Here is a 14131-nt window from a genome sequence, read left to right on the forward strand (position 1 = left end):
CGGGCGGGCAGAGGGCGTCCTCAGGGGGTGGAGGACGTCGTTAGGGCATGATCCCACATCTCTGTGAGACCACGCTGGAGAGATACATCCGGACGCCATCCACAGGCAGAACGAAGCTTCTGGGCGTCGAGCACATTGGCCTCAACATCGAAACGCCGTGAGGGAAGATGGCGCACCTTAATGGTGTGCCCTGTAGCCTCGGCCAACGGACGCAGCATGGCGATCACATCGAGGTTGCTGGCCCCGATTCCGGTGCCAAGATTATAGATTTCACCATCTCGGCCGAAGTCCAAGGCCGCAAGGATGCCACTGGCCACATCACTGACATGGATGTAATCGCGGATGGTACCCACGTCGCCATAGACCTCGATCTCACGGGCCGAAAGGGTGGCGTCGATGGCAGCGGCGAGGAAACCCTGGCCGGTCCGAGAACGCTGCTGGACGCCGTAGGCGTTGGCTGGCCGCACCACCACCACCGGCAAGTCACGGGTGTGATGAAACATTAGGGCGTAATTGTCGATCGTGAGCTTGGTGATGCCGTAGGGGCTGATGGGGGCTGTCGGGTGGGATTCGGCCATAGGCAGAGTGCAGGGCGGGCCGTAGACCGTGCCTCCGGAGGAAACAAGCAGCAGACGGCGAACCCCGACGGCCATCGCCTCCTCAAGCAATCCGACGCTCCCGGGCAGATTGGCGAGCAGGTCGAAGACGGGGTCGCCGTAACTGGTCTTGGGGACGGTGGCGTAGGCCAGGTCGATCACCTCGCAGCCCGGCTCGAGGATCTCCCGCATCTGGGCGCGATTGCCGAGATCGGCGCTGCGATAGGCGAACGGCAGGGTGGAAGTGTGGGCTCCGGGGGGACGCCGTCCCACAACAGTCACCTCACGGCCGGAAGCGACCAGCTCCTGGCTGACCAGGGAGCCGATGAAACCGGCTCCGCCGATGACGATGGTCTTCATTGCGGCCTCCTGAACCGTTGCGCCACGCGCCAGATGCGCTTGGCGAGATTCCGGAAGGGACCCGCGTTATGCAGGAGGTCGTAGGCGGGGGACGCACGGACCATCCATGCTCCCTTCATGGCCTGGACGCGGGCCAGAGCGTCTTGCCTTAGGGGTGACAGGGCATGTCCCGTAGCGAGGCTCTGGATGGCCTGGAGCAGGACCTCCTGCATCCGGGCAAAGTCGAGTGGGGGCTGCAGTGAGGAAGCGTCACCATGGGTGAGCGCAGCGATGGCATGCACACACGGATCATCACTGGGCAAGCCGGCTGCAGCAGCGATGTTTTCCGCGCTGATCGTGATCAGGCGATTACGGAATGGAGACGGACCGACACGGGACATGCTGCCGGGGATCTCTCGATAAACGAGTAAAACCTGGCCAACGTTCGCCACGGAACCGATACGAGAGAGACGCGACCACAATTCATAGTCTTCCGGCGGTTGGCGCTCAGGGTCTGTGGTGTAGCCGCCAACCTGCTGAAGCGCGGCACGTAAAAGTAGGACAGAACTGTGGACAAACGGGTTGTTGAACAACAATTGATAGCGCAGGGTTGGCTCATCGACTGGATGGCGGTGAAACCGTTCCACGAGGCGATCAACCTCCATGATCTGGGCCCATGAACCCACTAGTACACAGTCTTGGTGTGCTTCCATATAAGCCACCTGCAAGGCGAGGCGATCGGGATGGGAAAGATCGTCCTGATCCTGCCGAGCCACATAGGTTCCACAGGCGAGGGAGATGCCATGGTTGAGGGTACGGGCTAGACCCTGGTTGGCTTGCTGGAAAAAGCGGATGCGCTGATCGTCAAAGTCGTCAAGGACAGAAGCCGACCCATCGACAGAACCATCGTCAATAACGATCAGCTCAAAGTCCTCGAACGACTGAGAAAGAATGCTGGAGATGGCCGCATGCAGATAGGGTAGACCGTTGTATACGGGCAAGACAACCGAAACACGTGGAGATTGAAAAGTCATCTACCCAGCATGTTCCGAGGAGTGGAGGCCCTTGGTCGCTTTGACATGCCAGCCAAAACAGCTGTAGTCGGAAGAACCTCGATCAAGAGATGAACAGATCTGCAAAAATCTCAGAATAACAAGCATCGCCAATCGAACCCGCCACGAGTCCTTAGTAAGGGAGTAGGCGCTGGACATCTGCGGGAGCCTCCTGATTTCCTGGGCAAGATACTCAAAGTAGTTTCCATTCGGCTCCATCTCCACGGAGCCAAAACCAAGATCCTCTAAATGCCTGGAATACCAGTTACTAGAAAAACCAGTTGAAAAGAAATAAGGCGAGAAGTGTGTGAAGCTGCAGAATGGAGCCGTCAGCAGAAGCAGACCTCCAGGTCGCAAGACCCGCGCAAGCTCTCCAATCGCCGCCAAAGGGTCGGGCAGGTGTTCTAGGACCTCAGTACACAAGACGACATCGAAAGAATCACTAGGGACCGGAATGTCGACGATATCGCAGACATAGTCAGTGGCACCATACATCCAGTTCTCAACATGACCACCTAGTCCATCACCCTTCCCATCGTAAGCAGCGTTGTCTTGCGACACATAGTGAAGATGCGAGCAGAAGCGTCGATACTTCTGCTCGCCAGAACCGGCATCTAGCAACCGTGCGCTCGGGGGGATTTTCGTCAGGACTGACTCAACCCACTGGTCACGCAGACTTGAGTTGGTCGTCCCGACAATAAGGGCTGGGTCCTGAAGACGGGAAGTGATTGAGAAGCAGTCCCAAATCGACGACTGCAGCTTCCTTCTAGATTGATTACAAGCAGAAAGCTGGCGATGAATAACCCTTTTAGCTTGGACTATCGGCCGCAAGAGTCGCATCACAGGGTAAGGGAAAAGAATGGAAATACTCAAGTATCTGCGCAGGCGTCAAGACGAAGAGTAACGGATTGGGCGATGCCCAGTTCCAATCGAACACTGAGACCACGAGGGGAGAACTACCACTTGCCTGCTGGCTATGCCGAGCCAGGTTACACCTGCAAGACTCATCGTGAGCGTGATGTGAGCTTAGTTGTGTAGTGCCACCCGGTTGTTCCGGCTGACAAAGGCGTGTGAGATCGAAAGGGTTGTGATGCGACCCACCAGCCCAAGACCTCACTTCTCATGCATACATACCCTAACGCCCGCCTGGGACCCATTGGCCGGGTACGCCTGATCCGTCAGCAACTCGACCAAGGTCGTTGCCTGGCTGGGCTGGCTGCCGAGAACGGCATCAGTGCGCGAACCGCCCGTAAGAAGCTGGCATGATTGTGTTCAGGTGGGCCAGTGGCGCAGGCTCGATCCGAAGCATCTGCAGCAGGCCAAGGAGCTCAGGCACCAGCGCTGCACCCTCCGGGGGATTGCCCGGATGCTGCTGAGGGCAATCAGCACCCTGGCCCGGACAATAAGGCACCTGGGGTTGGCTTCGAAATGGTCAACGTCACGGTCGACGACGCCGCCCCTTTGTCCTGCGTCGAGGTTCAGGCCGACGAGAAGGGGCCAACCACGATGGGCCTTCTACGCCTTGCGGTGGTTTGGGTCGACGTGCAGGGGATCGAGTGACGTCAGGTGCTCAGCGACAACCGGTCTGAAGACAAGTCTCATGGCTGGCGGAAAGCCAGCCATGCCGTGGGGCTGAAAATGAAGAAGACAAAGCCAAACACCCCGGGAGCAAACGGCAACGCCGAGCGAAGCATGAAGACTTTGATGAAGGAGTGGGCCTAGGTGATGCCCTACGTCACCACGGCCACCTGGAACGCTCGAAAACCAACCGACCTGCGGATGCATTACCGCCGCTGGTGACACATGACCCTAGGGGGGCCTCACACCCTGAAAACAGCTCGGTTGGCTGCTCAGCTCAGACGATGATCAAAACCATGGCCCGAAAGCACCAGATGTGAGGGGCGAGCGTGCAGTAGCCATTGAAGAACGGCGCAGTGCCCTCTCAGGGCTTGCCCCTCATTCGAAATATGGAAGTCAAGATGGTTGCTGAAGTCGTTGTTGCTCTGAACGCTCAATGAAGTTGACTGCCGACAGAACATCGGATTCAGTATGTAAGCCTGGAGCACCAAGCGCATTCTGCATCTCTCCATACCCAGTTCGCACCAGAATAGGCTTGGTGCCTGCTCGGAAGCCTGCTTCTATGTCAGAAAGCTTGTCGCCAATGAACCAAGAACGCTTCATGTCGATGCCATGATCTGCTTGTGCCTGCAGTAACAGACCGGGTTCAGGCTTTCTACAACTGCAGTTAACCATGGCACCATACTGAGGATGATGAGGGCAGTAATAAAACGCATCGATCTTTGCGCCGTGCTGCGCGAGCAAACAGTTGACTTTGCTATGCAGGGTTTGTATAGCCGCTTCGTCGTAATACCCCCTGGCAACTCCAGCCTGGTTTGTTATCACTATTACAATGAAGTCCATTCGGTTGATTCTAGTGATTGCCTCGACAGCCCCCGGGATCCATTCCCAGTCCTCATACCGATAGAGGTGTCCCTTCTCAACATTGAGAGTGCCGTCGCGATCAAGGAAGATAGCTGCTTTCATCAATTGAGACATTAAGCCCTCAGTTCCTGAATGGTTCGACTACATGAGTTGACCCTATGGCCGATGATCATAGTAGTTACTTCCGTCTAAAGGCCAAGGCATTAACGCTGTCGAAATGCAACAGGTCCTTGCCCCTTTATAGAGTCGTTTCAGACATTGAATGCCATCTCGTGGGGAGAATCACTTGGTGCAGCTGGAGAAGGTGGCATGAGCCATCCCTTGCTAGACGAAAGCTAAATGCAAGAGGATGTACTCGTATTGGCCTTCACTATGGGAGAAGCAAGTGCTCTGCGAGCCTGGGTAAACACAGATACGCCGGGGTGTCTATCGTTTCGTTGAGTATGTGTGCATCTGGAGCTATTCGGGATTATGGCTTTCTAAGCCAATAGCAGCCACAGCCATACTCTTGTTCATCAACAAGACTTGATGGTGGATTAACGATGAGTCCATCAGGGGCGGCACCGTCAGGGACAAGAGAGAACTCGGCCAGTTCGAGTTCACCGAACCAATTCCTGAAGTCCCGATAATCATAGATGCGATGAGCATTAAACTGGACTCGCGGGCGACCTACAGGTACAACGACAAGCAGGTTGCCCCCTCTTTTCAGGACGCGCTGCAGTTCTCCTGCGGCTTTACGATCAGCCATCGGATCGAGCGGATCCCCGTATCGACCGAGCCCAATGTGCTCAATGACATGCATGCACGACAATGAGTCGATGGACTCATCCTCAAAGTGGAGTTTCACGAGGTCGGTGGTGCCGACCTGCAGACCGTCAAGAACGATGGGCGCCGGCCGGTAATCAAAGAATCGGGTCGGGATAAAGGCAGAAAGAAGGGTGCTAAAGGTTAAGGTGGAAGAAATGTCAGTATGCTCCATCGGACGAGTCCGAGACAGGATCTGTGCAGCCCAGGCAGGATGGTAGATATAGTGCCTGTCAAAACCCGTTGAATCTGTCGCATCGCCAAGACAAGGATATCGGTCAATCCAATCCACGGCTTCAGTTCGGCCTGCGGCATGATGAAGCTTTGAAAAAGTAGAAAACTGCTCTGCATACTTCGAACGAGACTGGTTGGCTGAAATCAGCCTGTTGAATACGCTAGACCATGATGTGTACCATCTAATGACCAGTGCTTTTGTACGAAGAGTCATGTCGTCAAGCATAACTTGCTCCTGCTACTAGTGCTGACTCTGGCATTGGATGCTCATCATTGATTAGCGTCGTCGATCGGGACATTTAATATCTCTTTAGTCGGCGGGATACAGCCTTAAGGGCCGCCAGCGCCCTGCCCATGAATACGCCATTGGCGACGTCTTTGACCTTCAGGAACTGATTCGCTGTGTTCTCCGGATCGTCGTAAGAACGCATCACCCAGCCTTGGCCGGCGAGCACATCTTCAACCCCAGATATCTGCTGCCACTTTGAGAGATAGTTGTCCCAGTCCTCCTTCTGTCGGACTAAGTTCGACGTGCGCACCTGCAAATTGGCATGTGAATAATGCTCGACGAAGGAGTCTGGAGAGTCAATGCATACGTATCCAGCCTCCCACATTTTCAAGCCCAGATCACCGTCGGCGTGATAGAAAGAGTAAGTCTCCTCGTCTGCGAAGCCAACCTCATCCACGGCGCATTTCCGAAAGAGCCCATGATTGACGAACATTCTCCCGAATAATGTCAAGCCAACCCGATAATCATTTTGCTCTGGCCAGTTTCGCCAATAGAACGCCACCCCTCCCACTTTAGTACCTGCGGCAATCGATCGCTCTGCCGCTTTCATACCATTTCGGATTGCTCCGGGTACCAAAAGGCAGTCGTCGCTCAGCATACAAACATAGTCACCACTGGCGGTGCGAAATCCGAGGTTCATGAAGTATCCCCAGGAACGCCGAGGTACCGGAACACCATTCCAGGTGCCATGATTGTGCTGAAGGATGGTCAGTACATCCTTCTGACGCATCAGCCACTGGAGCGAGCCATCGGTTGACCCCCCGTCAACAACGATGATCTCTCCGTCAAGGCCTGCAAGCTCTTGCCGAACGCTTCCAAGAGTGAGCTTAAGGAAATCGCTGCGATTGAAGGAGCCAAGAACAACGGAGACGCTGGGGTGCTTCATCAAGCGAACTTAGGAGTGGGAGACGAACGTTCAAGCATGTGCCGATACCACTCAACATAGGTATCGACTTGCCGCCTCACGTCGAAACGGCGCTCTGCATCCAGCCGAGCATTATGCCCGAGCCTTTCGACCAAGGCAACGTCGCGCGCCAAGTAGGCCATCGCTGCAGCGAGGCCGTCGGCATCTCCCGGCGCAGTCAGGATGCCCGTTGCATCATCTATCGGATAGCTGGGTGTTCCCACCGAAATGGCTGGAAGTGAAAGCGATCGGACCTGTTCCGGAATTCCGCCGACAGCAGTCGCTATGATCGGTGTGCCGCAAGCCAATGCTTCGAGAATCGTGGTTGGAAACGTATCGGCTTTCGCGGCGTGAGCGTAGACGCTTGCAGCACGAAAATAGCGCGCCACTTGGGCTGAATCGCTGACATAAGGGACAAACTCAAGGGTTGCCTCGCCAACTCGCTCGGCCGGCGCCGATTCACCAAGGGCCAAGAAACGAACCCGAACCTGACCACTCAGCGCACGGCTCGCAAAATCCAGGGCACGCCGCAGAGTCGCCATATCCTTCCAGACATTGTCGCGAACTCCATTGGCTGCAAATACAACGACAAAGTCGTCCAAACCGAGACCCAGCTCACGGCGGGCTGCCAGGCGCCCCTCGGCCGGGTGGTAAGTCTCGAGATCAACGCCATTTGGAATGACGTGTGAGTCAACCAATCCCATCGACAGGATTGAACGGCCAACCTTCTCCATCATCCAACGTGAAGGCGTCGTAATGAAAAGTCGGCTACGGCTGAAGATGTCACGCTTTCGTCGCCAGTTCTCTGCAGTCCGATCCACCGGAATGGCTGGTGGGATTGTCAAGTCGGGGCAACTTCCGCAGCCGGTGGTCCAGCGATCGCAACCGAACGAGTGCGCGCAATGTCCTCCAAGCAGCCAAGCGTCGTGCAGAGTCAGTAGCGTTGGCACGCGCGCACTCAACTTGGGAAGATAACGGAGGTCAAAATAATCGCCGTGCAGATTGTGGCAGTGAACGACATCGGGTCTTGGTGACATCAGACGCAGCAAATCCCGCGAACCTGGATAGTTATAGTTTTCCAGTCCCGGAGAGGTGGCCTTTTGGCACTGTAGGCGCGACGCAAGTCGAGAAGTTAGATGACCCAGAAGGCCCGGAAGCCTTGCGGAACCGTATCCAAGGGCTTGCGCAAGGGGCCCAGAGTAGCGCGGCATCGTCAAAACAGGAGCCGCAGGATCGGTGCAATGCCCGACAGCATGCGCGACTGTGTGTCCGCGCAAGCTGAGTCCAAGACGTAAACTAGAAGTGATGGCTGCAGCCCCTCCCCGCCCAAAGACAGAGTCGACAAGCAATACCCGCAACGGCTGCGTTATCTCAGTCACTTAGCACCATGCATCCGCGCCTCAAAGTTTGCACGGAAAGTAGACAGAGGACTCTCTCGAACAAGATAACGCGGTACCTCAAACGCATCGACCCGCCTATTCAACACTTGTCCAGGAAAGTTAGAGCAGGCCAGAGTGAACCCAGCATGCCTGACTAAGTCGACGGACTTCGCCGTGTAGTCGACCTTCGTCCCATAAGGATAGGCGAATGTCGTGACTTGCCGACCGAGAAGTGTCTCCAGGTCCCGTCGGCTGGCCGAAACCTGTACTGATTGCTCCTCCATCGTGAGCCCCGAAAGCTGGGGATGGGAGACAGTATGGGCACCAACATCGATCAGCCCATTCTCCACGAGACTACGTAGTTCGCGCTCTGTCATGGGACGCCGGTCATCTGTAGGGCCAGTGTCGACGCCTGTCTGATTCTGTATGCTCGTCAACACGGTTGAACGCTCGCTGGGGGTCAATGGCTTGACGAGCGGCATGATCTCCCGATAGGCCGTGTGCCGCGGCGTCGGGTCGAAAGGGTCCAAAACTGTCCAGTCCTGAAAAGCACCGGGGTCCCCGCTAAGCGCCCAAGTTCTCGATTCTCCGGCAAGATCAAGTCGTAGTGTCAAGGAACCATTCTGGCCAAGAAGCGCCCGCTCAATGGCATCCCACCAAAACTCTGTCTGTGCGCTGACCGCACTGCTGACCGCAAAGACGGTCGCAGGAACACCCGCGCTCTCCAGAACTGGTTTCGCGTAGTGGTAATTGTCCGCGTAACCATCGTCGAAGGTAACCGCGACGGCACGGCGAGGCAGCGTACCTTCGTTTGCAGCCCTCACCATGTCTGTCAACGCCATTGGTACAGCGTTCCGCCTGATATAAGCCATCTGCTCCGCAAAGCAGAGGGGCGATACTGCCAGCAATTGTGGATCCGACAGAGTCGGTGCTACACGGTGGTAAAGCAAGACCTGCCCGCAGGGCTTGAGGGAACATACCAATTCTTTGAGGCGTGAAAACATCATTCAGGTGTTTTAGTAGCTGGGATTGAGTGAAAAGAATCCTTTGAAAACATCAATAGCCGCAAATCTACGCGCCCAAGTGCTTCAGCTGTAGCCATTTCGCTCCCAACCTCGCGAATGAACTGGTCATACACCAAATGGAATCCGAGTTGATGTGCTTCATGAATCAACTCATCCCGTGAAAACACCCAATGCCATACAGATCCAATGAAAGCTTGCGGGTGGCCGAGCGAGAGATTTTGCCTAAGCGCTATCGTCTCATTGGAGGAAACAGGAATGCGATTAATCACCAAGGTTCCGTTCTCTGCAACACGGTTTGCGAGCTCAGCAAGTGCTTGTCGCCAGCCATCGATGTACTGCAGCGCACTGCTAAACATCACAATATCGTACGTCTCGCCATCATTCGGCAACGTTTCAGCAAAGCTTATACGATGATCATCTGCGAAGATTAAACGGCCGTGCGCGCAGCTGGCCGCACCATCGACCACAACGTATTTCGCTCCAAGAAGTCCCCGTATAATTGCATCGACACACGGTCCTATACCCCCCCCAAATCAAGGATTTTTATCCAGCCCTGCCTCTTGGCCACTTGAGATGCCAAGAGCGCGATGGGTGCCAGATAGGCCTCGGGTGCTAGGCAATCCTCAGTGGCCTCACGGCGCAGCCGCTCAACATAACGAGTAGATGTCTCCAACCATGCGGAATGGTCCCAAACGGACTGCTGCTCAGAAGGTTCGAATTTTGCTGCGGCCTTGTCATACAAAAGGGGAACTGCTGGGGGTGTCCGCTTGGAACGCCCCAATAGGCGATGAATAATAGAGTGGCTAGGCATGGTTCTGGAGCTCCTTAGATGTAAGTGATATTGTTGGTTTCGTAGCCACTACGCCAACGAGCACCTGATAATTGGGATCATAGAAATCTAAGTCCTTGGAACTGAGTTCCTCCGCCGCCAGGCCTGTCAACGATGTGATTGCTGTCAGGACATTACCATAAACGGCAGTTTCAATTGCAGATACTGGGAAGGCCGCCTCAAAAAGCGTTCTTGCGCCACGATCAGTAACCCGCCAGTAGTCCCCCCATCGATCCATATCGAAACGGCTGACCTGGGTGATACAGGGCAGAGTCGCCAGGATGCACCCACCAGGCGCCAAGGCAGCCTCGGCAACCGATAGTGCCGCTTGCATGTCCGGGAGAACATGCAACACCTGTGTCAGGATGATGGCGTCGAAGCGTCCCCTTGGAACCCCTTCGCCAGTCAGCAGATTGCCGGTGATGGTCGCTGTGGGACAGGCTGGATCGGGATCCAAGACATCGATCATGGCACCACGCTCGGCAAACATGGTGGCGTAACGGGCGTCGCCAACCTCGAGAACGTTTCCCTTCAGCCGATATCGTTGTTGCTCAAAAAAACGCTGGATATAGTATCTACGAATCGGCGTGCCGCGATCCTGTCCGAAACTGTCACTAACGGGCTGTAGCGAGCGCAGATCTCCCAGATCGAAGGTTCCGGAGCGACGACCAAGCAAACGACCAAGAAGAGCTTTCATCGCCTGACTCCGCCGAGACGCGCCGATATCTCACCTAGAATCCAATCGTTGTCTTGCGCCAGTTCCTTGTTTGTCGTGCCAATGGCCGCGCGTGCGCCCGACTCTTGGGCAAGCATGGCCTCGATGGCGGCACGGGCGTCTTCAACACCTGCGGGTGACCCGATGTTCACGGCCCGGTTGACGCCTCCATAGAACGCAACCAACCCATCCGACTTGAACCGATAATAGTCGCCACTGAACAGAATCAACGCCGGAATGCCCTGCGACAAGCCGAATACATGGACGTGATAACTTAAACCGAAGGTGAAGCGACTGGCGCCAATGGCCGCTTTGATCAGACCCACATCGTGAGAAATGGGAGCCATCAACAACCGATCTGGCAACTTCATTATGCTACCTATTGCCTGGCAGCAAGCATCGTCATGACGAGAATGGATATCGTAACTCATTGGGAAGAATACCAACCGCAGGCCACTGCGCTGAGCTGCCATGTCCCACAACTTGGCAACGCGGGGAAACAGATGGTCGGTATCCTGAGTGTAGTCGGTCGATCGCCAATGAACTGCGATGAAGGACTCTCCCGGAGCTAATCCGGTCTCTGCGAGATAGGCATCGCGAGCGACCTGCCCAGCAGGGTCAAGCGAAAAGGCCTCGTCTCCCGTAATCCGTGTTCGGCACTGGAGGGGGCCAAGCCCACGGGTGAACTGCTCACTGAACGCATGATCACGAAAACCCAGCAGATCGACGTCGTCGAAGGCGCCGGCCATCAGCACCTTCAATTCCGCATTTTGGAGCGGTCCGAACCCCTGTGCCGACACGGCCACGATTGGCACGAACGGGCGCACCATCCGATACAGCCAGCATTTGTACGCCGCGCCAAAAGCATTGAAGTCATTAAAGTCTGCCGCCCCCACACCATAAAAGACATCGCATTGGCGAATCGCCCGCATTGCCTCTCGAAGCCCGTAGTCATCACGCCATGTGCCGAGCCGCACACCTCGCCACGCGAGCCTGGCAAACGCCACTTTGGCACGCAAACCCCCGTCCGGAACCGGCAGGCGTGTCCGCGCAAGAAGACCGCGGTAGCGGTCCAGGATGCCCGCCGTCCTTTCAAAGAACAAGAATGGCGACGGTACATGTTCGACGACGAAATCGTCGAGCTGAGGCAGCGGCCGCGAACTCTCGCGAGGAATGACAAAGTGGCAGGGCCCAAGGCTGCTCGTCAGTCGGCGCAGCGCGTTGAGCAGCATCGCTTCGTCACCAAGGTTGCCGTAGGCCTCGCCATGATCGACGAACACCCGACGCATGGGGAGCGTAGCCTTCACTTCCATGCTGCGCACGCCACGATGCTCGGGCAGGCCGGATCATGAAAGTTCAGGGTTGCAGAGGAAAAATGCTCGCACATAAGGTATTGCGGTGACCCCGAGGCGGTGGCCGCGTTGCCGTAAGAGTGCACTTCAAGACGTGAAAAGTCCGCGAACAAGGATCGCATAGCGTCCGGCGTGAAACGCCAATAGTCATGCGGATGGGGTGCATAACCCTGAAGCACCATCGGCGCCGAGCATAGAATCAGGCCGCCTGGACTAAGCAGGCGCTTGGCCTCGTTGACCGCCAGCCAAGGTCGCTCGACATTGCAAAGAACGTGGGTCATGATGATGCAGTCGAAACTCTCGGATGCAACTCCGGATGCGTCCTGCAGATCCCCGACCAGCGTCGTTCCCTGGCTTTCAACCACATCCCAGACATCGTAGCTGACAACCTCGGGACGGGAGATGTAGCGCTCGCGATAGTAGGGTGGCGCGAACTCCAAGCAGCGTCCGCGTACCTCGCGGTCATAGCGATCTAGAAATAGATTGATGTAATGGCGCGCTGGCGTCGGCACCGGCGAGTGGCCGGATGGATACTGGAAGCGATTGACATAACGCCCCCAGCCAAGAAGACGCCCTAGGGCATAGCTATACAACGTCGCAGCGGGGTGAAAACCACTATTCAGTGAACGCATGGGACTCAAGTAGGCTTGTCGAGAGGTTGAATAGGGATCACCCTACGGTTACCGTTGCTGGCCGGTGCCGGAATGATCTCTGCGGTCTGCCAGAAGTCGCGCGCGACTTCATGGCTTTCGACACAATTGACGCATGCCTCCGGCATTGCAAAGTCACCTGCGATTTGACGCATTCTCTGCGCCTGGAACATAGGTGAGTTGTACACCTCATCAGGAGACTGGCTAAGCAGGTTGCCTAGCGGGTAATGTGTCTCATAATCCTCGCAACACATCGCCACCGTCCCGTCCCAGTCAACTTGAAGAACCTGCCAGATGTAGCGACATGAGTACTGTTTTTTAGTAGTGCCAACCTTGAAATGGCCACCCCAGCCGATTAACGGCGGCACGATGACGTTGTTGACAAGAGGCCCCCAATAGGCCCGGAAGCGCTCAATCTCATCAGCAGTATGGTGTTCTGTTGGTATTAAGGAGACATGGATCTCTATGGGCTTGCCACGCGCAGCGTTCATTTCAACGAAACGGTGAAGGTTTTTTTGAGTACGCTCATAAGGCAACTTCATCACCGTTTCATAGGTACCCTTGTCCATAGCATTGAGGCTTACCGAAAGAATATCCAGACCAGAATCAAACAATTGATTTGCGCGCTTCTCGTCGAGGGCGCTGACGTTCGAATAAACGGCTACGCGAGCCTTAGGAAAGACTGACTTTTCATAGACAATCTTATCGGTGAGAGTCTTGTCCAAGAGCGGCTCTCCCATCCCAGCGTGGGAGATCAGCTCGATGGGGGCACCCCATTCGGCAACCTTGTCGACGATCACCTTGTGGGCCTCCGGCGACATGAATCCCTTGTGTCGCTCCAATGTTGGGTAAGGGCACATGACACAAGCTGCATTGCAATGATTTACCGTCTCGATTGCCAATTGACGGGGCAGAACACCGTGCGCTTGCGATTTTTGGTATTCGCGATGAATCCGTCGACGCAATCGCTTCTCACTGGCTGCTGGAATAAACGAGAAGAAATCGAGAAGCCGATCAGAAATCGGCAGATTGGAAGCAGTCATCTACATCCTCAAGCTTGATGAGTTTACCTGTTCAGGGGGCAAGACAGCCCGCCGCGAACTTCATGTCTGCTGAGCCCCTGACGGCGGCCTGAATCCTATTTGTATCTCAGGCAGGGACTGCTTGTGGTGGACTCCGCTCCGACTGGGATTTCAGTAGCGGAATGCCTGGAGACTCCCCCTGGCCTCAGATCCTTCATGCTGTCTCAGCAGCAGGAGAGCGCGCAGCAGTACGGCCAGCTCACCGCCCTGCCTCACGAGCTGGCCAGCCCGTGAGAGCGGATTGGCCGCAGCTCACGGAATTTCTCGAAACCACCCTCCAGCGATGGGCCTGGCTTTCACCCACCAGATCAGTGCCCGGTGTCAACTACGTAGGCGGGTCGCGTCAATTACGTAGGCGGGTTACCCCGGGGCCTCCCCCTGCCATGGCAGGGGGAGGCGACAGCGAAAAGTGAGCCACCCTGGCCCGGTCCTCTGCCAT

14 protein-coding genes are annotated in these 14131 nt (G+C 55.9%); 1 reads left to right on the forward strand and 13 read right to left on the reverse strand.

Annotation, left to right across the window (positions count from 1 at the left end; translation table 11 throughout):
- Window positions 1-20: 20 nt before the first annotated feature.
- The 3 genes from KBZ12_RS12145 to KBZ12_RS12155 are packed head-to-tail and all read right to left on the reverse strand — an operon-like array spanning window position 21 to window position 2860.
- Complete coding sequence (locus KBZ12_RS12145; RefSeq protein ID WP_254958229.1) at window positions 21-956, reverse strand: NAD-dependent epimerase/dehydratase family protein; 936 nt, start codon at window positions 954-956, stop codon at window positions 21-23.
- Entirely contained in the window at window positions 953-1969 is a 1017-nt protein-coding gene (locus tag KBZ12_RS12150; protein ID WP_254958230.1) for a glycosyltransferase family 2 protein, read from the reverse strand. Before KBZ12_RS12150 ends, KBZ12_RS12145 begins: the two co-directional genes overlap by 4 nt.
- Entirely contained in the window at window positions 1970-2860 is an 891-nt protein-coding gene (locus KBZ12_RS12155) for a class I SAM-dependent methyltransferase (protein WP_254958231.1), read from the reverse strand. It abuts the gene before it with no gap.
- A gap of 555 nt (window positions 2861-3415) precedes the next feature.
- On the opposite strand from KBZ12_RS12155, the gene KBZ12_RS12160 reads away from it, so the two are divergent.
- The gene (locus KBZ12_RS12160) at window positions 3416-3547 is read left to right on the forward strand and encodes a hypothetical protein (RefSeq protein ID WP_254958232.1); all 132 of its coding nucleotides are present in this window, start codon (window positions 3416-3418) and stop codon (window positions 3545-3547) included.
- 414 nt (window positions 3548-3961) lie between these two features.
- On the opposite strand, the gene gmhB is transcribed toward KBZ12_RS12160, so the two are convergent.
- From gmhB to KBZ12_RS12210, 10 genes are all read right to left on the reverse strand, one after another.
- Entirely contained in the window at window positions 3962-4531 is a 570-nt protein-coding gene (gene gmhB / locus KBZ12_RS12165; RefSeq protein WP_254958233.1) for a D-glycero-beta-D-manno-heptose 1,7-bisphosphate 7-phosphatase, read from the reverse strand.
- Window positions 4532-4898: 367 nt separating this feature from the next.
- The gene (locus KBZ12_RS12170; RefSeq protein ID WP_254958234.1) at window positions 4899-5693 is read right to left on the reverse strand and encodes a DUF268 domain-containing protein; all 795 of its coding nucleotides are present in this window, start codon (window positions 5691-5693) and stop codon (window positions 4899-4901) included.
- A 73-nt stretch (window positions 5694-5766) separates the two neighbouring features.
- On the reverse strand, window positions 5767-6642 hold the full coding sequence (locus KBZ12_RS12175; RefSeq protein WP_254958235.1) for a glycosyltransferase family 2 protein: 876 nt from the start codon (window positions 6640-6642) through the stop codon (window positions 5767-5769).
- Window positions 6642-7871, reverse strand: a complete 1230-nt coding sequence (locus KBZ12_RS12180; protein WP_396101145.1) for a glycosyltransferase — start codon at window positions 7869-7871, stop codon at window positions 6642-6644. The genes KBZ12_RS12175 and KBZ12_RS12180 overlap by 1 nt, the downstream gene beginning before the upstream one ends.
- Before the next feature lie 164 nt (window positions 7872-8035).
- Window positions 8036-9043, reverse strand: coding sequence for a polysaccharide deacetylase family protein (locus KBZ12_RS12185; RefSeq protein ID WP_254958238.1), 1008 nt, complete (start codon window positions 9041-9043; stop codon window positions 8036-8038).
- Window positions 9043-9585, reverse strand: a complete 543-nt coding sequence (locus KBZ12_RS12190) for a methyltransferase domain-containing protein (RefSeq protein ID WP_396101147.1) — start codon at window positions 9583-9585, stop codon at window positions 9043-9045. Before KBZ12_RS12190 ends, KBZ12_RS12185 begins: the two co-directional genes overlap by 1 nt.
- Window positions 9586-9867: 282 nt before the next feature.
- On the reverse strand, window positions 9868-10590 hold the full coding sequence (locus KBZ12_RS12195; protein WP_254958240.1) for a methyltransferase domain-containing protein: 723 nt from the start codon (window positions 10588-10590) through the stop codon (window positions 9868-9870).
- A complete protein-coding gene (locus KBZ12_RS12200) occupies window positions 10587-11897 on the reverse strand; it encodes a polysaccharide pyruvyl transferase family protein (protein WP_254958242.1) in 1311 nt (436 codons plus the stop codon). Before KBZ12_RS12200 ends, KBZ12_RS12195 begins: the two co-directional genes overlap by 4 nt.
- Before the next feature lie 14 nt (window positions 11898-11911).
- A complete protein-coding gene (locus KBZ12_RS12205; protein ID WP_254958243.1) occupies window positions 11912-12592 on the reverse strand; it encodes a methyltransferase domain-containing protein in 681 nt (226 codons plus the stop codon).
- Window positions 12593-12597: 5 nt separating this feature from the next.
- A complete protein-coding gene (locus KBZ12_RS12210; RefSeq protein ID WP_254958244.1) occupies window positions 12598-13653 on the reverse strand; it encodes a radical SAM/SPASM domain-containing protein in 1056 nt (351 codons plus the stop codon).
- Between the last annotated feature and the right edge of the window lie 478 nt (window positions 13654-14131).

Origin of the sequence: Cyanobium sp. Cruz CV13-4-11, assembly GCF_024346055.1 — a bacterium.
Classification (GTDB): Bacteria; Cyanobacteriota; Cyanobacteriia; order PCC-6307; family Cyanobiaceae; genus Cyanobium.